The organism is uncultured Erythrobacter sp., assembly GCF_947492365.1.
Taxonomy (GTDB): Bacteria; Pseudomonadota; Alphaproteobacteria; order Sphingomonadales; family Sphingomonadaceae; genus Erythrobacter.
The window spans coordinates 851,060-870,646 of record NZ_CANLMB010000001.1 but is presented as its reverse complement, the minus strand read 5'-3'; the positions used below and the strand labels follow the sequence as shown (position 1 = coordinate 870,646).

General features: G+C 60.6%; 20 protein-coding genes. 7 read left to right on the top strand and 13 right to left on the bottom strand.

The features are described 5' to 3' along the window. Positions 1-51: 51 nt before the first annotated feature. The 5 genes from alr to radA all read right to left on the bottom strand — a co-directional run bounded on the left by alr (position 52) and on the right by radA (position 5,141). The gene (alr, locus tag Q0887_RS04245) at positions 52-1,089 is read right to left on the bottom strand and encodes an alanine racemase (protein ID WP_299195233.1); all 1,038 of its coding nucleotides are present in this window, start codon (positions 1,087-1,089) and stop codon (positions 52-54) included. Further along, entirely contained in the window at positions 1,076-2,728 is a 1,653-nt protein-coding gene (locus Q0887_RS04240) for an MFS transporter (protein ID WP_299192598.1), read from the bottom strand. The genes alr and Q0887_RS04240 overlap by 14 nt, the downstream gene beginning before the upstream one ends. Positions 2,729-2,804: 76 nt before the next feature. Beyond that, positions 2,805-3,221, bottom strand: a complete 417-nt coding sequence (locus Q0887_RS04235; RefSeq protein WP_299192596.1) for an iron-sulfur cluster assembly scaffold protein — start codon at positions 3,219-3,221, stop codon at positions 2,805-2,807. Beyond that, complete coding sequence (locus Q0887_RS04230) at positions 3,221-3,760, bottom strand: CvpA family protein (protein ID WP_299192594.1); 540 nt, start codon at positions 3,758-3,760, stop codon at positions 3,221-3,223. The genes Q0887_RS04235 and Q0887_RS04230 overlap by 1 nt, the downstream gene beginning before the upstream one ends. Positions 3,761-3,773: 13 nt before the next feature. After that, positions 3,774-5,141 carry a DNA repair protein RadA gene (gene radA, locus Q0887_RS04225; protein WP_299192593.1) on the bottom strand — a complete coding sequence of 456 codons (1,368 nt, stop codon included), beginning with the start codon at positions 5,139-5,141 and terminating at the stop codon, positions 3,774-3,776. 70 nt (positions 5,142-5,211) lie between these two features. On the opposite strand from radA, the gene Q0887_RS04220 reads away from it, so the two are divergent. Then, complete coding sequence (locus Q0887_RS04220) at positions 5,212-7,551, top strand: patatin-like protein (protein WP_299192591.1); 2,340 nt, start codon at positions 5,212-5,214, stop codon at positions 7,549-7,551. 4 nt (positions 7,552-7,555) lie between these two features. Here Q0887_RS04220 and Q0887_RS04215 read toward each other — a convergent pair whose 3' ends face one another. The 3 genes from Q0887_RS04215 to dnaK form a co-directional block, all read right to left on the bottom strand. Further along, entirely contained in the window at positions 7,556-8,452 is an 897-nt protein-coding gene (locus tag Q0887_RS04215; RefSeq protein ID WP_299192589.1) for an MBL fold metallo-hydrolase, read from the bottom strand. Between the two features lie 81 nt (positions 8,453-8,533). Then, complete coding sequence (gene dnaJ, locus Q0887_RS04210; RefSeq protein WP_299192587.1) at positions 8,534-9,670, bottom strand: molecular chaperone DnaJ; 1,137 nt, start codon at positions 9,668-9,670, stop codon at positions 8,534-8,536. A gap of 74 nt (positions 9,671-9,744) precedes the next feature. Then, complete coding sequence (gene dnaK / locus Q0887_RS04205) at positions 9,745-11,679, bottom strand: molecular chaperone DnaK (protein ID WP_299192586.1); 1,935 nt, start codon at positions 11,677-11,679, stop codon at positions 9,745-9,747. Positions 11,680-11,859: 180 nt separating this feature from the next. Here dnaK and Q0887_RS04200 point away from each other — a divergent pair, with 180 nt between their 5' ends. The 4 genes from Q0887_RS04200 to Q0887_RS04185 all read left to right on the top strand — a co-directional run bounded on the left by Q0887_RS04200 (position 11,860) and on the right by Q0887_RS04185 (position 14,384). After that, complete coding sequence (locus Q0887_RS04200) at positions 11,860-12,366, top strand: copper chaperone PCu(A)C (RefSeq protein ID WP_299192584.1); 507 nt, start codon at positions 11,860-11,862, stop codon at positions 12,364-12,366. A gap of 50 nt (positions 12,367-12,416) precedes the next feature. Next, entirely contained in the window at positions 12,417-12,896 is a 480-nt protein-coding gene (locus Q0887_RS04195) for a vgr related protein (protein ID WP_299192582.1), read from the top strand. A 169-nt stretch (positions 12,897-13,065) separates the two neighbouring features. Continuing rightward, complete coding sequence (locus Q0887_RS04190) at positions 13,066-13,542, top strand: hypothetical protein (protein WP_299192580.1); 477 nt, start codon at positions 13,066-13,068, stop codon at positions 13,540-13,542. Between the two features lie 176 nt (positions 13,543-13,718). Further along, positions 13,719-14,384, top strand: coding sequence for a crotonase/enoyl-CoA hydratase family protein (locus Q0887_RS04185; RefSeq protein WP_299192578.1), 666 nt, complete (start codon positions 13,719-13,721; stop codon positions 14,382-14,384). 8 nt (positions 14,385-14,392) lie between these two features. On the opposite strand, the gene Q0887_RS04180 is transcribed toward Q0887_RS04185, so the two are convergent. From Q0887_RS04180 to hrcA, 4 genes are all read right to left on the bottom strand, one after another. Continuing rightward, the gene (locus Q0887_RS04180; protein WP_299192577.1) at positions 14,393-15,193 is read right to left on the bottom strand and encodes a hypothetical protein; all 801 of its coding nucleotides are present in this window, start codon (positions 15,191-15,193) and stop codon (positions 14,393-14,395) included. A 119-nt stretch (positions 15,194-15,312) separates the two neighbouring features. Next, complete coding sequence (locus Q0887_RS04175) at positions 15,313-15,804, bottom strand: cytochrome c (RefSeq protein WP_299192575.1); 492 nt, start codon at positions 15,802-15,804, stop codon at positions 15,313-15,315. Positions 15,805-15,910: 106 nt separating this feature from the next. Next, positions 15,911-16,516, bottom strand: coding sequence for a nucleotide exchange factor GrpE (grpE, locus tag Q0887_RS04170; RefSeq protein WP_299192573.1), 606 nt, complete (start codon positions 16,514-16,516; stop codon positions 15,911-15,913). Positions 16,517-16,534: 18 nt separating this feature from the next. After that, positions 16,535-17,575, bottom strand: a complete 1,041-nt coding sequence (gene hrcA / locus Q0887_RS04165; RefSeq protein ID WP_299192571.1) for a heat-inducible transcriptional repressor HrcA — start codon at positions 17,573-17,575, stop codon at positions 16,535-16,537. A gap of 100 nt (positions 17,576-17,675) precedes the next feature. On the opposite strand from hrcA, the gene rph reads away from it, so the two are divergent. Together rph and rdgB are read left to right on the top strand one after the other, a co-directional pair. After that, positions 17,676-18,389, top strand: a complete 714-nt coding sequence (gene rph, locus Q0887_RS04160) for a ribonuclease PH (protein WP_299192569.1) — start codon at positions 17,676-17,678, stop codon at positions 18,387-18,389. Beyond that, positions 18,386-19,015 (top strand): RdgB/HAM1 family non-canonical purine NTP pyrophosphatase, encoded by a 630-nt coding sequence (rdgB, locus tag Q0887_RS04155; RefSeq protein WP_299192568.1) that lies wholly within the window; start codon positions 18,386-18,388, stop codon positions 19,013-19,015. The genes rph and rdgB overlap by 4 nt, the downstream gene beginning before the upstream one ends. On the opposite strand, the gene Q0887_RS04150 is transcribed toward rdgB, so the two are convergent. Continuing rightward, positions 19,012-19,557 carry a CAP domain-containing protein gene (locus Q0887_RS04150; RefSeq protein ID WP_299192566.1) on the bottom strand — a complete coding sequence of 182 codons (546 nt, stop codon included), beginning with the start codon at positions 19,555-19,557 and terminating at the stop codon, positions 19,012-19,014. The genes rdgB and Q0887_RS04150 overlap by 4 nt on opposite strands. Positions 19,558-19,587: the final 30 nt, after the last annotated feature.

Here is a 19,587-nt window from a genome sequence, read left to right as displayed (position 1 = left end):
CTGCACAATGTGCAGTGCAATATTTTGCGCGCGCGAACTTCGCGATTGCACTCAAACCCGCAGTCGCTGACCCAGCACCGTTAGCAATTCATATTGAGAAACAGAGCTTTGCCGCGCAGCATTGGGAAGGTCGAATGGCACAGTGAGCCAGTCGCCCTCGCCCAACCCTTCCGCAGTATCGAGGTCCACAACGACCATATCCATTGAGACCTTGCCCAGCAGCGCGAACTCGGACGGGCCGTGTTTCAAGACCGCTCCCGGCCCGCGGCTGCGCAGGAAGCCGTCGGCATATCCAATCGAAACTGTGCCGACGCGCATGTCTCGCGGTGCGGTGAATTCTCCGTTATAGCCGACGCGGTCGCCTTTCCTGAGCCTGCGCGTCTGGAGAATGGCGGCCTCCAGATGGGCGACTTGCCCGATTGCTTTCGCCATGCCGGGACGGGGCACTCCGCCATACAGCGCAAGGCCAGGCCGGGTCAGGTCGAAGGCGTATTCTTTGCCCAAAGCAATGCCCGCACTGTTGGCGAGGCTCGTCCGCCGGTGCGCGATCCTGGGAAGGCATGTGCGGAATTCTTCGCATTGTGCGGCGTTCATCACGCTGTCTTCATCGGCGCAAGCAAGGTGGCTCATCAGGATGTCGATATCGAGCGACTGGATCATTGGGTCGCTCACTTCCGCTGCCGATATGCCGAGCCGGTTTATGCCGGTGTCGATCATCAGATGGCAGCGACCTCCGCCGCCCGCCGTCCAGCGGCTTGCCTGCTCAAGCGAATTGATCGTGGGCACCGCGCCAGCGGCCTTGGCATAGGCGACGTCCGCATCGCTCATCGGTCCATGGAGCACGGTGATCTGGTCGGGCGGCACATGCGCAGCCAGCGCTTCAACCTCGCTCCAATGGGCGACGAAGAACTGCTCGCACCCCGCATCGCGCAAGGCCGGAACGCAGCGATCTATGCCGAGCCCGTAGGCGTCAGCCTTGACCGCCGCACCGGCCTTTGCATCGCCCGACATCGCATCCAGCACGCGCCAGTTCGCTGCCAAAGCCTCAGCATCGACGCGCAGCCTGAGGGTCGGCTCAGGTGGTGACATCATCCTCGAAGTCCTTGGGCGGGCCGTCTTTCAGGCCCCACCATGCGACCACGACGCCAAAGGCGACGACGCCCCAGGTGTACCAGAGGCCCGAATAGACGTTCCCTGTGCTCGCCACGATGATGCCCGAGATCAGCGGGAGGAACCCGCCCAGATAACCCGCGCCGATGTGATACGGGATCGACATCGAGGAATAGCGGATCCTTGGCGGGAACATCTCTGACAACAGCGCCGCGACCGAACCGTAGGTCAGCGCAGAGAGCATCCCGACCGCTAGCAGCAGCGCGATGATACCGATCAGGCTCGTCATCGGCGGAATTTGGCGGGTGAAGTCAAAGCCTGACTGGGTCAGAGCTGCTTGAAGCCCCGAAGTGCGCGCAGCCGTGTCGTCGAGCCAGCCCGCTTCCATCGCCACCGGCTCTCCGCTGACCGTGACGCCCAGCGTGTCACCCTCTGCAACGGTGTAAGCCACCCCGCTTGCTCTCAGCGAACCGAGAACTTTGCCGCAATCGCTTTGTTCGCGGTCGAACAATTCAGCGAATGGATCGGTGACGCATTGCTGGCCGGTCACGACCACTGGGTTGCGCTCCGCCGCTTCGGCAAGGCCAGGGTTGGCGAGACTGCCCATGCCCCAGAAGATCGGGAAGATCAGCGCCAGCGTCGCCAGAGCGCCGATGATAATCGGCTTCTTGCGCCCGATCCGGTCCGACCATTTGCCGACCACGATGTAGAACGCCATCGAGATACCGCCGGCGATCAGCATGATGACTTCAACCGTTGTCTCATCAAGCCGCATGTCCCCTTTCAGGAACGACAGGCTGGAGAAGAACGCCGAGTACCAGATCGTCGTAAGGATACCCGCGACACCGAACAAAGCGACGAAGATGCGCTTCTTGTTGCCGGGATATGTGAAGCTTTCGATGAAGGGATTGCCCGAGGTTTCACCCGCTTCCTTCATTGCCTTGAAGACCGGGCTTTCAGACAGTTTGAAGCGCATCCACAGCGAAATCACCAAAAGCAGGATCGACAGCAGGAACGGCACGCGCCAGCCCCATGCAATGAAATCGTCCTCTGGAATAATCAGGCGGCACGCGAGCACAACGATGATCGAAAGCACGAAGCCGCCGACGACGCTGGCTTGAATGAAGCTGGTATAGAAACCGCGCTTGTCCGGCGGGGCGTGTTCGGCAACGTAGATCGCAGCGCCGCCATACTCACCGCCCAGCGCGAGGCCCTGCAACACCCTCAAGATGATGACAATAATCGGCGCAACTATGCCGATCTGATCCACCGTCGGGATAAAACCCACACCGGCGGTCGCAATGCCCATCAGCGTGACGGTGACAAGGAATGTGTATTTGCGCCCCAGCCTGTCGCCGAGAAAGCCGAACAGGATCGCGCCAATCGGGCGGAAGGCGAAACCGACTGCGAAAGTCGACCACACAAGCAGCAGACCCAACGTGGGGTCATCGACGTTATAGAACGCGTCCTTCAGAATGTAGGCGAGTGTGCCGTATATGAAGAAATCGTACCATTCGAAGATCGTGCCCGCGCTCGATGCGCCAACGACGAGCCGGATTTCACTCGCGCTCGGCTCACGATCTGCCAACGCCTGAGCTTCTGCCGTTGCTTCCGCCATAACCCCAAAGTTCCCCAATTGCGCCCGTCTCCCTGCGGGCTGGTGCAAGCAAAGGCGTGTAGCGGGTGAGCGGCGGTTAGGCTAGCGCGTCGAGCGCGGCTCTCCACGGCAGCAGAATGGCGGCGTGACGAGCGGGATAAGCGCGCGCTGGTTCGATCAAGTGGATGCGCGCCAAGTCAGGTGCCTCGCCCTCGCCAGCCAACCATTGTTCGAGCGATTGCATCTGCGCTTCAAGCGAAGCTGCATCTTTTCCAGGAGCCGCAACGGCAAACAAAGCCGCCGCCGCCTGACCCACTGCGCAGGCCGCCACTTGCAGCCCTAACTGGCCCAGCTGTGCATTGGACGCGCTCAGCAAGACCTCGCTGCCGCAAGTGCGCGAGGAGGCGCGGCCTTGAAATGCAGCGTTGGGATCATGCGGGAATGCGGCGAGCTCTACCGAGAGCGCCAGCAAATTCGGAGTGTAAAGCTTGGCCGCGGAATCAGCCTGCGACATTACTCGGCCGCGTCCTCTGCCGCACGGGCCTCTGCTTCGCCTTGAAGCCGCGCGCGCCTATCGGCAATCATCGTCACCAACTCGCGCGAGAAAGCATCGGCTGCCGGATAGGTGCGCGCCTGGGTGATCCAGTTTGGCCGGCCCTGATGGCCCCACACCGTATCAAAGCCGAGCACCAGCACAGAAAACGCAAAGACCACGATCAAAGCACCCTTCACCGCGCCAAAGCCAAAGCCGAGCACCCGGTCAATCGGGCCGAGGATCGATCCGCGTGAGGCTTCGCCGACATTGCCTGCAATCACCTTCATCGCGGCATATGGGATGAGCAGCAGCAAAGCGAAAGAGAGGATCGATGTCGCCGGGTCCGCATCGTAATAGCCGCGCAGGAACTCGGTCAGATAACCGTGCAGATAGTAGACCGAAAATGCCGCCAATATCCATGCGGCGAGGCTCAGCACTTCCTGCACAAGCCCGCGCAGAAATCCTCCGATTGCCGCTACCGCGACGATGATGAGAACGATGATGTCAAAGCCAGTCATTGCAATATGCGGACTATTGACTGCCCATCACCTGGTCAACGAGCATCGCCAGTCCATTCACCGACCGGTAATCAAGCGTCGATGAGCCGGTCTTTGCATCAGATGGACCGTAGCCTCTTGTAAACCCGAGCTTCGCAGCCTCACGCAAACGCAGCTCTGCGTGTGCGACGGGGCGAATCTCTCCAGCGAGCGAAACCTCGCCAAACCATGCCGATTTGTCCGGCAAGGGCTTGTCCGCGAGCGCCGACACAAGCGCCGCTGCGACCGCCAGATCAGCCGCAGGATCAGACAGGCGATATCCACCCGCAATGTTGAGATAGACCTCTGCCGAGGAAAAATTGAGTCCGCAGCGCGATTCGAGCACGGCAAGCAGCATCGCCAGCCTGCCATTGTCCCACCCCACTACTGCGCGGCGCGGGGTAGCACCCGATTGCAGCCGCACAATCAGCGCCTGAATCTCGACCAGAACCGGGCGCGTCCCCTCAAGTGCCGGGAAGACTGCGCTTCCGGCGAGCGGTTGATCGCGCCCCGAAAGGAACAACAGGGAGGGGTTCGAGACTTCCTCCAGCCCCTCGCTTGCCATCGAGAACACACCGATTTCATCGACAGCGCCAAAGCGGTTCTTGAGCGCGCGCAGGATGCGATATTGATGGCTGCGCTCGCCTTCGAAGCTCATCACGACATCGACCATATGTTCGAGCACCCGCGGCCCCGCGATGTTGCCGTCCTTGGTCACATGACCGACCAGCATCAGCGCGCAGCCACTCGCCTTGGCGTAGCGGATCAGTTCGAGCGCACAGCCGCGGACCTGACTGACCGTGCCGGGCGCGCCTTCGATCGTATCGGAGTGCATGGTCTGGATCGAATCGACCACCAACAGGGCAGGCGGATCGCCTTGCCCCAATGTCGTCAGAATATCGCGCACCGACGTATCCGAAGCGAGCCGGATCGGCGCATCGGCAACGCCAAGCCGCTTGGCCCTCAGCCGCACCTGCCCTGCCGCCTCTTCGCCGCTGATATAGACGACATCATTGCCGCCGCGCGCGATGGTCGCTGCGGTTTGGAGCAGCAGGGTCGATTTGCCGATCCCCGGATCGCCGCTCATCAAAACCGCTGAACCCGGCACAATCCCGCCGCCCAGCGCGCGGTCGAACTCGGCCAAACCCGTTGATTTGCGCACCGGCAGTTCAGCAGGCCGGTTAAGCGGAACGAACTGGAGAGAGCGCCCCCCGCTCGATAGATCATGCTTTTGCGAAAAGACTGTCGCAGGTGCATCTTCGGTGAGCGTGTTCCATTCCCCGCAATCGGCGCATTGCCCCTGCCAGCGCGGGCTAACCGAGCCGCAATTCGCGCAAACAAATCGCTTTTTTGTCTTGGCCATGGCGCAGCCGTAAACAGAACATTTGAGGAACGCAATTGCAAACTCACGCTATCCACGCCATCTGTGCGCGATGCGGCAAAAGGAACTTCGTCTCGCACTCGTCTGCTATGGCGGCGTCAGCCTTGCGGTCTATATGCACGGCGTCACGAAAGAGGTCTGGCACCTTGCCCGCGCTAGCCGGTGTTTCCACTCGCCTGACATGGAGCGGGTTGGGGGTGTTGCAGGAGTTTACCGAGACTTTCTGGAAGAGATAGCAAGCGAGAAACAGCTGCGTCTTAGGGTGCTGCCCGATATTCTCACCGGAGCAAGCGCGGGCGGCATCAACGCGGTGTTTCTCGCGCAGGCGATCCATTCCGGCCACTCGCTTGAGCCGCTGACTGATCTGTGGCTCGAAAATGCCGATGTTAGCGAGCTGACCGATCCCAAAGCGCAGCCGATGTGGCGCTATGCAAAGATCTGGTTTCAACCGGTTGTAGACTGGTTTCTGCGCCGCCCCGGCAATGCGGTGAGCGAAAGCGTCTCGCCGGAAACGCGTAAAGAGGTGCGCCACAAGGTCTCGCAGCTCGTACGCGGGCGCTGGTTCGAACCGCCATTTTCCGGCAGCCGCTTTTCCGCGATGCTGTTTGAAGCGCTGTCAAGCATGGCCAATAGCGAGCACGGCCCGCCGCTGCTCCCGCCGCTTCATCCGGTCGATCTGCTGGTAACCGTGACCGACTTTCGCGGCCATCCGGAGATGCTTCGGCTGAATTCGCCGCCGGTCATTCAGGAAACCGAGCATCGTATGCCAATCGACTTTCGCGGGCTGGTTCCGCAAGGATCGGGCAGCGATCTGGCGGACCGGCTTGAGCTGGTTATGGCCGCGCGAGCGACCGCGAGCTTCCCCGGAGCTTTCCCGCCGCTATCCCTACGCGAGATTGACGGACTGGCCGAGAGCGAGGGCCATCATTGGGAGACGCGCGGCAGTTTCCTCAACCGAGTAATGCCCGTCCATATGCGCGACGGCACTCTGGACAGCGTCGCGCTGATCGACGGGTCGGTTCTAGTCAACAAACCCTTTGGCGCAGCGCTGGAGGCCATCGAGGGCCGTACCTCGCAGCGCGAAGTGGACCGGCGTTTCGTCTATATCGATCCGCGCCCCGACCGATCCAGCGTTGGCAGCGATGCAGGCGAGGAACCGCTTGACGAAGTCGGTTGGTTCGCCGCGATCTTTGGCTCGCTATCGACCATTCCGCGCGAACAACCGATCCGCGACGATCTGGAGCGGATCGAGCAGCAATCGCGCGATGCCCAGAGGCTCAACCGGATCGTCCAGGGCCTGCGACCGGAGATCGACCGCGCGGTCGAGAAATTGTTCGGCATGACCTTCTTCATGGACAGCCCCAATCCACGGCGTCTTTCCGGTTGGCGGGCAAAGGCGCAGCAGGCCGCAGCCGAGCGCGCAGGTTATGCTTTTGGTGCTTACGCCCAGACCAAATATTCCTCGATCATAGACCGGCTCGCCCACCTAACCCACGCAGCTGCGCCCGATCTGGCATTGACCGATTGCGGACCGATTGCGGCGGCGCTGCGGCACGAGATGGAGGCGCGCGGACTCGAAACGCTGACCGAAGAAAGCGGCGGTGCGAATGACGAAGCCATCGCCTTTTTCCGCGCGCACGATATCGGATTCCGCATCAGGCGGCTTCAATTGCTCGCCCGCAGGCTCTCGCGCGATTGGGAGGTCGATCCCGAGATTCCCGACGACGCGCTCGATCTGGCGCGGGAGAGGATTTTCGAGATCCTCTCGATCTATCGCCGCGCCGATGATGCCGCGATACTGACGGCGAAACTGGGTGAGGGATTCGGGCGGAAAGCCCTGCGCGTGCTTGAGGAACCGGGCGAAGTGCTCGATTTCCTGAGCCAGACGCGGCTGCTGCCCGAAACCGACCTCGAGGCGGAGCAAATGTTTGCCGACGCGCTCGACCAGATGCCCAAAAATTTGAAGCGGCGCATGCTGCTCACCTATCTCGGCTTTCCCTTTTACGACGTCGCCACCCTGCCCCTGACCCAGCGCGAGCGGCTGGGAGAATACAATCCAGTCAAAATCGACCGGATTTCCCCCGATGATGCGCTTTCAATCCGCGAGGGGGGCACGCAGGCGACCTTGCGCGGCATCGAGTTCTACAATTTCGGCGCGTTCTTCAGCCGCGCTTACCGCGAGAACGACTATCTGTGGGGTCGCTTGCACGGGGCTGAGCGGATGATCGACGTGGTTGCATCAACCGTGGAAGGCGGATTGAACCGCGACATGATCCGCACGGCCAAGCGCGACGCTTTCCTTGCGATCCTGGACGAAGAAAGCGCCGCCGGCCGCTGCCAACAAAGCCTGCTCAACCAGCTAAGAGCCGAAGTGAGCGAAAGGCTAGGCTAGCTAATCAGTCTTTCTCGCTGTTCCAGATCGCGGTCACAAAGGCATCGGCGTCGATAAAGCCGCCCTCGCCTCGGTCGAAATCGGAGAGCAGGTCTGCGGCCACTGTTTCTTCGAGTGACAGGCCTTCTGCGCGTGCGGCTTCGACCCGCGATACCGCTTCGGCAATCATGTCGCGGAAGGCGGTGAGTTCTGCCTTGTTCGACATTGGACCGTGACCAGGGATCACCTGGGTCTCATCGTCAATTGTCGCGATCACTGTGCTGAGCGAAGTGAGCGCGTTGTAGACATTCCCGCCTGATGCGATGTCGATGTACGGATAGCCGGGGATGTTGAAATAGAGATCGCCCATATGGACGATATTGTCCTCCTCCCAAAACACCACGCTGTCTCCGTCGGTGTGGCCACCGCCAAGGAACATGACGTTGATCGTATCGCCATTGAGGTGGAAGCGCATGCCTTGCGGATAGGTAACTACGGGCAGCGCCGCATCGGGTGCTGGCGGGACAGGGAACCGCGCGCCTTCGCCTGAGCCCGCGATCATGCGCACGCGAACATTGTCATGCGCAAATATTGTCGCGCCGGTACCGCCGAAATGCTCGTTCCCGCCGGTGTGGTCGAAGTGCCAGTGCGTGTTGACCACATATTTGACCGGCGTTGCACCGAGATTGGCGATAGCGCGTTCGATCTTGCCCGAAAGCGGCGCGAATTGATCGTCGATGATGATGGTCGCGTCTTCGCCGTGGCTCACGCCGATATTCCCACCCGCGCCGAATAGAACCGCGACACCGGGCGCGATTTCCTGCGTGGTGATCTCGACATCATCGAGATTGCGCTGCGCGGTGGCAGAGGTTGCCGCGAGGCTGATTGTGGTGGCGAGTGCGATGGTGGCGAGACGGTTCATGGGGATTCTCCTCTTCGCCGAAGAGGACTAACCACCGATCATGCGACTGTCGAGCCAGAGGTCGCGTCGGTTACGCACCGTCTAAGCCCCAAACGCGTCCTTCAACTTGCTGAAGAAGCTGCGGCTTTCGGGGCATTCATCGCCCGTCTCGGTGTCGCGGAATTCTTGCAGAATCTCTTTCTGCTTGCGGCTGAGTTTGGTCGGGGTTTCGACCTTGATCTCGACCACCATGTCGCCGCGCCCACGCCCTTGCAGGACCGGCATGCCGGCGCCGCGCACGCGCAGCTGCTTGCCCGACTGGATGCCGACGGGAATCTCGATCGTGTTGGTGCTGCCGTCGAGATCGGGGATATCGACGCTGCCGCCGAGGGCCGCCGTGGTGAAACTGACCGGAACGCGGGTCGCCAGAGTGGTGCCTTCGCGTTCGAACAGAGTGTGCGGTTTGACGTGGACGAAGATGTAGAGATCACCCGACGGCGCTCCGCGTGCGCCCGCCTCGCCCTTGCCTGACAGGCGGATGCGGGTGCCGGTATCGACGCCGGGCGGAATGTCGACCGCGAGCGCTTGCGGACGGTCAACCCGCCCTTCCCCGCGACATTCGCCGCAAGGGTCTTCGATCACCTGGCCGCGGCCACTGCAAGTCGGGCATGGGCGCTCGACCACGAACAGGCCTTGCTTCGCCCGAACTGATCCGCGCCCGTGACACAGATTGCACATGCGTTCCGAAGTGCCCGGTTTCGCGCCAGATCCTTCGCAGGTTTGGCAGCTTTGCGAGACTTCGATCTCGATTTCGGTCGATTTGCCGTGGAACGCCTCGTCCAGCGTGACTTCCATGTCATAGCGCAGGTCTGCGCCGCGGCGCTGTTGCTGACGCGCGCCGCCCATTCCGCCGCCGCCAAAGGCACTGCCGAAGATCGTTTCGAAAATGTCGCCAATATCGGCAAAGCCGTCCTGACCGCCGCCACCGCCGCCGCCATTCATGCCTTGGGTGAAGGCTTCATGGCCGAACCGGTCGTATGCGGCGCGTTTCTGAGGGTCTTTGAGGCACTCATAGGCCTCGTTGCAGGCCTTGAAGTTTGCCTCGGCCTGCGCGTCACCCGGATTGCGATCCGGATGCCACTTCATTGCGAGCTTGCGATAGGCGCTCTTGAGCGTTGCCCCATCGGCATCGCGCGCGACTTGAAGCGTCTGGTAATAGTCGGTCTGGGTCGCGGCCATCGGTGTCACCTGTCGAACGGCCCCTCACCTGCGGATGTGCGCAGATAAGGGGCCGGTCACTATCGGTTGTTTGCTTAGTCCTTCTTGTCTTCGTCGACTTCGGAGAATTCGGCATCGACGACATCTTCGTCGGCCTCTTCTTCCGCTGCGGCCTCTTCGCCACCAGCTTCTCCACCTTCAGGCGCAGCTTCCTGTTCCTGCTTGTAGATCTGCTCGCCCATCTTCATCGCAGCCTGCGTGAGTTCCTGAGCCTTGGCGCCGATCTCTTCAGCGTCGTCGCCTTCCAGCGCGGTCTTGGTCGCGGCGAGCGCTTCCTCGACCGCAGTCTTGGTTTCAGCGTCGATCTTGTCGCCGTTTTCTTCCAGCTGCTTTTCAGTAGCGTGCACAAGGCTGTCGGCCTGATTGCGGGCCTCTGCCGAGGCGCGGCGCTTCTTGTCCTCGTCGGCGAATTTCTCCGCGTCCTGGACCATCTGGTCGATGTCGGCATCGGACAGACCGCCCGAAGCCTGGATCTTGATCGTCTGCTCCTTGCCGGTACCTTTGTCCTTGGCAGCGACCGAAACGATGCCGTTGGCGTCGATGTCAAAGGTGACTTCGATCTGCGGAACGCCGCGCGGTGCAGGCGGAATGCCGACCAGGTCGAAATTGCCGAGGATCTTGTTGTCCGCAGCCATTTCGCGCTCGCCCTGGAATACCTTGATCGTCACAGCGTTCTGGTTGTCTTCGGCGGTCGAGTAGGTCTGGGTCTTCTTGGTCGGGATCGTCGTATTGCGGTCGATCATGCGGGTGAAGACACCGCCCAGCGTTTCGATACCAAGCGAAAGCGGCGTAACGTCCAGCAGCAGCACGTCTTTGACGTCGCCCTGCAAAACGCCTGCCTGAATGGCGGCGCCCATGGCGACGACTTCGTCAGGGTTCACGCCTGTGTGCGGTTTGGCTTCGAAGAATTTCTCGACCACTTCGCGCACCTTGGGCATGCGGGTCATGCCGCCGACCAGGATCACTTCGTCGATCTCGTCCTTGGAAACGCCAGCGTCAGCCAGCGCCTTCTTGCACGGGTCGAGAGTGCGGTCGATCAGCTTGCCAACCAGCTTTTCGAGGTCCGAACGGCTGATCGTTTCAACAAGGTGCAACGGGGTGGATGATCCACCTTCCATGCGCGCGGTGATGAAGGGCAGGTTCACTTCCGTAGTGGCCGAGCTGGAGAGCTCAATCTTGGCCTTCTCGGCTGCTTCCTTGAGACGCTGAAGCGCGAGCTTGTCGGTCTTCAGGTCCATATTTTCCTTCTTCTTGAAGGCTTCGGCGAGGTGTTCGACAATCGCATTGTCGAAGTCTTCACCGCCAAGGAACGTGTCGCCATTGGTCGACTTCACTTCGAACACGCCGTCACCGATTTCGAGGATCGAGACGTCGAACGTGCCGCCGCCAAGGTCATAGACCGCAATGGTCTTACCATCGTCCTTGTCCATGCCGTAGGCGAGCGCCGCGGCGGTCGGCTCGTTGATGATGCGCAGGACTTCAAGACCGGCGATCTGGCCAGCATCCTTGGTCGCCTGACGCTGGGCGTCGTTGAAGTAGGCAGGAACAGTGATAACTGCCTGCTCAACCGTCTCACCCAGATAGCTCTCGGCGGTTTCCTTCATTTTTTGCAGGATGAAAGCGGAGATCTGCGAAGGCGAATATTCTTCACCGCCCGCTTCGACCCATGCATCGCCGTTCTTGCCCTTGACGATGTCATAGGGGACGATGTCCATATCTTTCTTGGTGGTTGGATCGTCAAAGCGGCGGCCGATAAGGCGCTTGATCGCGAAAAGCGTGTTGTCGGGATTGGTGACCGCCTGGCGCTTGGCCGGCTGGCCGATAAGCCGCTCTGCATCTTTCGTGAAAGCGACAATCGAAGGCGTCGTGCGCGCGCCTTCGGAATTTTCGATAACCTTTGGTTTTCCGCCATCCATAACAGCAACGCAGCTGTTGGTGGTGCCAAGGTCGATACCGATTACTTTACCCATTATTACCCCATCCTTAGGACGTTAGTTGGACACCGCACCATGCGCTTCCCCTGCGGTAAATCCTTCGGGCAAAGCGGCTCGGCGGCTCGAATGTGAGGCGGATATAGGTGCGGTTTCGCTTGGCACAAGAAGCCGGACCCTCTAGTTTTTGCGCATTCCACAGGAGGGACAATTTTTGTGATGGCAAAAATCGCGACAGGATCGACATTCAGGCGGACCATAATAGGCCTCGCGGCGGCTTCAACACTGGCGCTCAGCGCTTGCGGCTCAGAGCAGGCGGATACTGCCGAAGCAGCGCCCGAAGACGTGATCGAGGGGATCACGATCGAGAACGCACGGATGGTGCTTGCCCCGGTAGAAGGCAACCCGGCGGCGATCTACTTCGACTTTTCCTATGAGGGCGAACGCGCCTTCTCACTGGACCGTTTTTCAGTCGAGGGAGCCGAAAATGCGATGATGCACCAATATGGCGAATATGATTTCCAGGTGCAGATGATGGAAGCCCTGCCCATCCCTGTCACCAATGGCACTGAAATCGAGTTCAAACCCGGCGATCTGCATGTGATGGCTGAAGGCGTATCGGCGGATCTCCAACCGGGCGGGACCACCGATATTACGCTTAAAGTATCGGGCGGGCGCACCCACAAATTCACTGCCGAGATCCGCGCTGCTGGGGATGAGCGCTGACCGAGAACACCGACGTCACGTCAAATGCCGCCACGCTGCCTGCCTGTCCGGTGGGCGGCGAGCGGCATCTGACAGCCGGCGAAGTTGATCTTGCCCGCGCCGTTTTCGGAGATGCGATTGATTATGGTGCGGTCAAACTGCGCCGGAAGAAGTGGTTTCCCTTTCAGCCCAAGCGGATCACCATGGCACCGCGCGGATCAATCCACTTCCACCCGCAAGGCAGCGCCTATTGCGATGATTTCGCGCGAGAGGGCCTGACGCATCAGGGCCTGCTGATCCACGAGCTCACCCATATCTGGCAGACCCAGATGCGCGGCGACTGGTATCTGATCACCCATCGCCACCCGTTCTGCCGCTATTCCTACAGCCTCAAGCCCGGACAGCCCTTTTCCGCCTACGGCATCGAACAGCAGGCCGAGATCGTCAAACACGCATTCTGGCTAAGGCATGGCGCGCGGCTCGCCGGAGTGGCGGACCGACAGGCCTATGAAATGCTGGTCCGGTTCGATGGAGCGACTTTGCCGGGGTGATATGCTCGGCAAAATCCTGATTGTGCGATTTATCACGCGAAAACTCCGCGATCTCCCTTCACAAAGCTGCACGCAGCGTAAATGATGCATTCACCGGATCCGGCGCACTAGAAGCGCCGCAACTTGTCCAATTGCAATCAGGCGTTGGATCAATTGGGGGAATAGAAATATGATTAAGCACACGCTCGCCTTTACGGCCCTTGCACTGGCCTTAACCGCTTCGGGTTCGGCGCAAGACATCACCGCCGAACCGAATTCTGACAGCGTCTATCTCGAAGCGGGCTTCACCCCCGATCCCACCACGGTCAATGTGACCTCAGGCGGCACGATCGACGTCAGCAATGTGATCGACGGTTGCAGCGGCTACATCTCGAACGCTCCCGATGTGCGCCTGACTTTTTCGGCGAACAGTTCAGCAGACGCCTATCCGCTCTATATTTATGCCAAGGCATCGGGCGACACGACGCTTGTGATCAACGCTCCTGACGGCAACTGGTATTGCAACGATGACGGCTCTGAAGGCACCAATCCGCTGGTCGTATTCGGCCCTGCGATGTCAGGTGATTACGAAATCTGGATCGGTTCCTACGACCAGGGCGAATATCATGACGCTACGCTCGAAATTTCGGAGCTGAGCGGCAGCTGATCGAGAACTAACGACAGCAAAATGGAAGCGGGGCCCGATGCGGCCCCGTTTTCATTTGCGCTTTTTGGCAGACCCGCCGTAGCGCGTCGTAACGGCACCCGCAAAATTGCCATTGAACCGCAACCGTGTCTCGATATGTCGGAGTCCATTCAAGCCAGGAAAGCAGGAGCGGAACCATGATCACAGTCGAAAAACAGGACGGCGCGCACATCATCACGATGGACGATGGCAAGGTAAATGCGCTCAACAAAGACAAGCTCGATGCGCTGGTTGCTGCTTTGGCCGATTGCGCGGGCGATTTTGGCCCCGCCGTCATTCGCGGGCGCAAAGGCATCTTCTCCGCAGGGTTTGACCTTAAAGGCTTTGCCGCAGGCCCCGAGACGGCAACCGCGCAATTGCAAGCGGGCAAGGACGCCATCCTCGCAATCCTGCGCCACCCTGCTCCGGTTGTGACGGTGGCAGAGGGGCATGCCTATCCGATGGGCGCATTCCTGATGCTTGCCGCAGACCGCGCGATCGGAACCGAGGGTGAGTTTGTTACCGGCATGAATGAAAGCGCAATCGGTATGGCACTTCCGATTTATCCCATGATCCTCGGCGCGGCGCGGCTCAACTCAACCGGTCGAAAGGCGGTTGCCACTGCGCAATTGTTCTCACCGCAGCAGGCGCGCGAAGTCGGCTACTTCGATGATATCGCGGCGCCTGAGGACGTTGAGCCCTTGCTCGCCAAGGTGTTGAGTGAGTTGCAGAAGGTGAACCCTGCAGCCTTCAACGCCAACAAGTCGGCGATGAACGCGCAGCTTATCGCCGATATCGAGGCAAGCCCGCTGCCGGAATTCTAGATGAGTGCTCAGTCGATCTCGTAATCGACAAAGGCGATCTTGGGGGCGCTGTCACCCTCCCCCACGAAGATGTAGCGGAAGCGCAATTCTTCATTGGTATTGCCGTATGATCCGGCAAGTTCAAGGTGACCATTCTCGTTGAGCGAAGTCGCCGGTTCCCATTCCGGCCCTTGCCCAATCAAACGCCGCATGTCGGCTTCGAGCGGCTGAAATCCGCCGAAATTCTGCTCCAGTTCCTCGACTGAAATGCTGTCGACGAACTGGTTGTGCCAATCGCTGAAATCGCCATCTTCCAGCGCGTTCACAAAGCCTGCTGAAGCGAAAAAGAGAAGGTCTTCCTGGTCGGACGCTGATGGCAGTATCATCGGTGCGGGGTCAGCGTTTGCCGACCCTCCACCGGACGATTGAAGGCCCGCACTGTTGACGTCGATGAAGATGATCTTCCACTCCTCACCCTCGTAAATCAGGTCCACTGACACGGGGATCGAGCCACCGCCAGCGGTGGTAACAGTGCCGGTGACTTCGCCGCGATCGTTTTCGATCGAGCGCGAACTCCAGCTGGTATCGACCACTTGATTGAGCCCATTTGTTGTAAGGAATTGTTCAAGCCCCGCGACATCGGTCTGTGCCTGCAATTGCTGCGACGTCAGGCTATACGCCTCTTCATAGTCGCCCTCATTCGCCGCGGCGAAGAATTCGTCCGCCGTATCGGTAACCCCGCTGGTCGCGTAAAAAACCACACCAACTATCAGGCCGATCAGAGCCACAAAAGCTACGACCGCCAGCGCGCATCCCTGCCAAACTTTCATCGAATCCCCCTCGCACAAACCATTAAGTCACGTGCGCCCCCGAGCCGCTTATGCGGCTTCTGGACTGGAGAATTAGCATAGACCCGTCCAACCTGCCAAATCAGGCTGGGGTAGCGAGGCTATTGGCGATAGGTGTCGTGGCAGGCCTGGCATGTGCCCGCCATTGTTAGGAACGCCGTATTGGTGGCCTCGCGGTCGCCGGTTTCGGCTGCGTCCATCACACCTTGTGCGGCATCGCGATAGGCTGCAGCGGCAGCTTCGAACCCTTCGCGGTCGGACCAAACTGTCGGGAGCGCGCGAGAGCCTTCGATATCGGTGCCTTCGGGGAACATCGACGGCAGGGTCTCGGCCCATCGCACCAGCAACTGCGCGGCGAAGCGGGTGCGGCGCAAATCGCCGCCTTCCTCGATTCCGCCCTTGATCTGCCCCACTGCCTGCGTGGTCAGAAAATAGGTGACGCGGCGTGCCTGAACGATGTCGGCTGCCGACATTTCCACGGTCGCCAGCTCGGTTTCAAGGTCATCATGCGCCTCTGCATTGGCCTGCGTTGCAACAAGCGCGGCGGCGCCGCACGCAGCCAAGCCAAGCGTTCCGATTTCAAACCTGTTCATACAAAGTCCCCTCATTCTCAGACTCGGGGAACTGTTTCACAGCGGCATCTGCATGCACAAGCCCTGCTCGTCGAAAGTGTCCGCACCCTCGACCAGCGCAGCGGCGTCAGTCAGGTTTCTTGGAAACCCCGACCATCGCCGGGCGCAACAACCTGTCCTTGATCATCCAGCCCGCCTGCATTTCCTGCACGATTGTGCCGGCCTCATGCTCGTTGCTCGGAATCTCCATCATCGCCTGATGCTGGTTGGGATCGAGCGGCAGGCCCATTGCCGCAACGCGGGTGATACCGTTGTGCTGAAAGACCTTCTCAAGCTCGCGCTGGGTCGCCTCGATGCCGGTCACAAGGCCCTTCATCTTGTCGTCGTCGCGAAGAGAATCGGGGATCGACTCGACCGCACGGCTCAGATTGTCCCACACGCTCAGAATATCGCGGGCAAAGCCGGTAGCGGCATAATTGCGCGCGTCCTGAATGTCCTTTTCCGCACGGCGACGGACATTCTGCGTCTCGGCCTGCGCATAGAGCACATCCTGCTTGGACTTTTCGAGGTCATTGCGCAGGTTTTCGAGCGCCTCTGCCACTGCATCAGGCGCTTCACCGTCGTCTTCGCCATCGGCGCTGCAATCGAGGAATTCTTCGGGCACGCCCTTCAATTCTGCCTTCACTGCTTCATCTGGCGCCGCATCATCCTGCGGTTTCTCATTCTCGTTCATGTCTGCAAAAGTTCCGTTTTAAGCGATGAGCTTGCCCAAGGATCGGGCGGTTAGATCAACCATGGGGACCACGCGGGCGTAATTCAACCTCGTCGGGCCAATCACACCCAAAACACCCACAACGCGGCCCTCCATATCGCGATAGGGCGACGCGATGACCGAAGAGCCCGAAAGACCGAACAACCGGTTTTCGCTCCCAATGAAAATGCGCGTAGCCTCGGCATCACGCGCGCTTTCCAGCAAGGCGGAAACCGATTGCTTGTTTTCCAGATCATCGAGCAACGAGCGCACCCTGTCGATGTCACCCAATGCCGCCTCGTCAAGCAAGTTTGCGGCCCCTCTAACGATCAAAACAGGGCGATTGCCTGCATCCTCACTCCACACGGCCAGCCCGCGCTCGACCAGATCGCGGCTTGCATCGTCGAGCTGTGATTTGCCCGCCTTAATCTCGGCATGCATCGCCAGCGAAGCCTCGGACAGCGTACGCCCGGCGAGGCGCGAAGTGATGTAATTGCTTGCCGCCTCGAGCGATCCTCCCGCTGCGACATCGAGTTCAATCACGCGGTTCTCGACCCCGCCATCTTCACCCACCAGGACCGCAAGCGCTCTGCCCTGACCCAGAGGCACGAGACTGAATTGCGCAAGCCGCTGCTCGCGCGTCGGCACCATCACCATGCCAGCGGCGCCCGAAAGTTCGGACAGCAATGCTGATGTTTGCTGGAGCGCCTGCTCAACCGGCCCGCTTTCGGAAAGCCGCGCCTCGATCTGTGCGCGCTCCTCCGCGCTCGGTTCGGCCACGCGCATCATACCGTCGACAAAGATTCGCAGCCCCGCATCGGTCGGCATCCGCCCCGCGCTGGTATGCGGCGCAGCGAGCAGACCCAGCCCCTCCAATTCCGCCAGAACCGAACGGATCGAGGCCGGCGAAAGGTTGAGCGCCGCATCCGCCGCCAAAGTCTTCGACCCGACCGGCTGGCCGCTATCAATATAGCCCTCAACCACGCGGCGAAAGATTTCGCGCGCTCTGTCGGTCAGTTCGGTGATCGGGGTCGAGGTCATCTACCCCCATTTAGCAAGAGATTACGCCGCGCCAAGCCTTGCTCCCTTCCCCGTTCACCGCCAAACGGGGCCAGAAGCGACTCACACCAAAGGAAATTCCATGCGCCCTTCAGGACGCGCGCCCGATGAAATGCGCGCCATCACGATCGAAACCGGCTTCACCAAACACGCCGAGGGATCCTGCCTCGTCAGCTTTGGCGACACCCGCGTGCTTTGCACCGCCAGCGTCGAAGAACGCATTCCGCCATGGCTGCGCGGCAAAGGTGAAGGCTGGGTCACGGGCGAGTATTCGATGCTCCCGCGCGCAACCCACACACGCGGCAGCCGCGAGGCAGCACGCGGCAAGCAGAGCGGACGCACACAGGAAATCCAGCGCCTGATTGGGCGGAGCTTGCGCGCCGTGGTCGATCTGGAAAAGCTCGGCGAACGCCAAATCACGCTCGATTGCGACGTGATCCAGGCCGATGGCGGCACTCGCACAGCCTCGATCTCCGGCGCTTGGGTAGCCTTGCGGCTGGCCGTCAACGGCCTGATGAAGTCAGGCGCGATCAAGAACGATCCGATCACCGGGCAAGTCGCGGCGATCTCTTGCGGTATCTACAAGGGCACGCCTGTGCTCGACCTCGACTATCCCGAGGATAGCGACGCTGATGCGGACGCCAACTTTGTGCTGCTCACCGGCGGACAAATGGCCGAAGTGCAAGCCACCGCCGAGGGTGCGACCTATGACGAGGAAGGCCTATTGCGCCTGCTGCGTCTGGCGCGGATCGGCTGCGACAAGATTTTCGCAGCACAGATCGAAGCGACAAAATGACCCGGAAACTCGGCGGCGGTTCACTCGTCATTGCGACACATAATGCGGGCAAGCTGAAAGAGATTTCAGCCTTGCTCGATCCTTATGGCATGAAGTGCATCTCCGCTGGGTCTCTCGGTTTGCCCGAGCCTCCAGAAACCGGCACCACCTTTACCCAGAACGCGTTGATCAAGGCGCGCGCTGCGGCGGAGGCGTCTGGGCTGGCAGCTTTGGCGGATGATAGCGGGCTAAGTGTGGATGCGCTTGAGGGGCGCCCCGGCGTTTACACCGCCGATTGGGCCGAACGGCAGCATTTCGAAGGCGCTCCGGGCCGCGACTGGTACATGGCGATGGGCAAGGTCGAGGGGCTGCTGCAACAGCTTGGCCCTGGCACTGACCGCAGCGCCGCCTTTCATTGCGTGCTGGCAGTAGCCTGGCCCGATGGCGAACATGCCATCTACGAAGGCAAATGCGCTGGATCACTCACATGGCCGCCGCGCGGTGAGATGGGGTTTGGCTATGATCCGGTGTTCGTGCCGGAAGGCCGCGATCTGACCTTTGCCGAGATCGAGCCTGCGGAAAAACACGCGGTCAGCCACCGTGCCGATGCCTTTGCGAAATTGGTCGCCGACCAATTCGGCAGCTAGCGCCGCGCGAGTTGCTCGCGCGGCTCGATGCGCTGACCCATGACATTGCCGGCGGGCCAATAGCGGCACACCAACACATCAAACCGTTCACCGGGAGCGCGCGCGCAGCCAACTTCGCGCGTCTCTGCCCAAACGATCTGGGTGTAATGCCCCACATCCTTCCAGTCCCCGGTGATCGACACGCGCGGAAACTCGCCCGCGCTGAAATACTGTTTCTCGTTGGTAAATGCCGCGATCATCGCGTCCGGCGAGTAACTCCGCGCGGTGCCCATCCATAGGTTCTCGCCGGTACGGTTGCGCTCTTCGCGAGTGGAATGCTGCAGCCGCTCTTCGCGGGCCAGTTTGCGCGCCCAGCGCTGCGCCTCGCGCGCCAGATCGTCATTCCAGCGAAGTGGAGCGACGCCGAATTCGGCGCGTTCGGCATTATGCGCGGCGAGCCAGATGCGCTCTTCGGGGGCATCGCCATCGGTCGCTAGGCCAGGCACAGCCAGACCTACTCCCACAAGCGCCAGTGTGCCCGCAATTGTCGCGCGAATGCTCATGGCCTAGGGGTGGACCTCGAGCTTTAAGAA

Coding starts and splice junctions, on each gene's coding strand:
- Q0887_RS04215 (WP_299192589.1), bottom strand. CDS start 8,452: ATGAACCGTCTCGCCACCATCGCACTCGCCACCACAATCAGCCTCGCG.
- Q0887_RS04235 (WP_299192596.1), bottom strand. CDS start 3,221: ATGTCGCAGGCTGATTCCGCGGCCAAGCTTTACACTCCGAATTTGCTG.
- hrcA (WP_299192571.1), bottom strand. CDS start 17,575: ATGACCTCGACCCCGATCACCGAACTGACCGACAGAGCGCGCGAAATC.
- rph (WP_299192569.1), top strand. CDS start 17,676: ATGCGCCCTTCAGGACGCGCGCCCGATGAAATGCGCGCCATCACGATC.
- dnaK (WP_299192586.1), bottom strand. CDS start 11,679: ATGGGTAAAGTAATCGGTATCGACCTTGGCACCACCAACAGCTGCGTT.
- Q0887_RS04180 (WP_299192577.1), bottom strand. CDS start 15,193: ATGAAAGTTTGGCAGGGATGCGCGCTGGCGGTCGTAGCTTTTGTGGCT.
- Q0887_RS04190 (WP_299192580.1), top strand. CDS start 13,066: ATGATTAAGCACACGCTCGCCTTTACGGCCCTTGCACTGGCCTTAACC.
- Q0887_RS04230 (WP_299192594.1), bottom strand. CDS start 3,760: ATGACTGGCTTTGACATCATCGTTCTCATCATCGTCGCGGTAGCGGCA.
- Q0887_RS04150 (WP_299192566.1), bottom strand. CDS start 19,557: ATGAGCATTCGCGCGACAATTGCGGGCACACTGGCGCTTGTGGGAGTA.
- grpE (WP_299192573.1), bottom strand. CDS start 16,516: ATGAACGAGAATGAGAAACCGCAGGATGATGCGGCGCCAGATGAAGCA.
- Q0887_RS04185 (WP_299192578.1), top strand. CDS start 13,719: ATGATCACAGTCGAAAAACAGGACGGCGCGCACATCATCACGATGGAC.
- dnaJ (WP_299192587.1), bottom strand. CDS start 9,670: ATGGCCGCGACCCAGACCGACTATTACCAGACGCTTCAAGTCGCGCGC.
- radA (WP_299192593.1), bottom strand. CDS start 5,141: ATGGCCAAGACAAAAAAGCGATTTGTTTGCGCGAATTGCGGCTCGGTT.
- Q0887_RS04175 (WP_299192575.1), bottom strand. CDS start 15,804: ATGAACAGGTTTGAAATCGGAACGCTTGGCTTGGCTGCGTGCGGCGCC.
- Q0887_RS04240 (WP_299192598.1), bottom strand. CDS start 2,728: ATGGCGGAAGCAACGGCAGAAGCTCAGGCGTTGGCAGATCGTGAGCCG.
- alr (WP_299195233.1), bottom strand. CDS start 1,089: ATGTCACCACCTGAGCCGACCCTCAGGCTGCGCGTCGATGCTGAGGCT.
- rdgB (WP_299192568.1), top strand. CDS start 18,386: ATGACCCGGAAACTCGGCGGCGGTTCACTCGTCATTGCGACACATAAT.
- Q0887_RS04200 (WP_299192584.1), top strand. CDS start 11,860: ATGGCAAAAATCGCGACAGGATCGACATTCAGGCGGACCATAATAGGC.
- Q0887_RS04220 (WP_299192591.1), top strand. CDS start 5,212: ATGCGGCAAAAGGAACTTCGTCTCGCACTCGTCTGCTATGGCGGCGTC.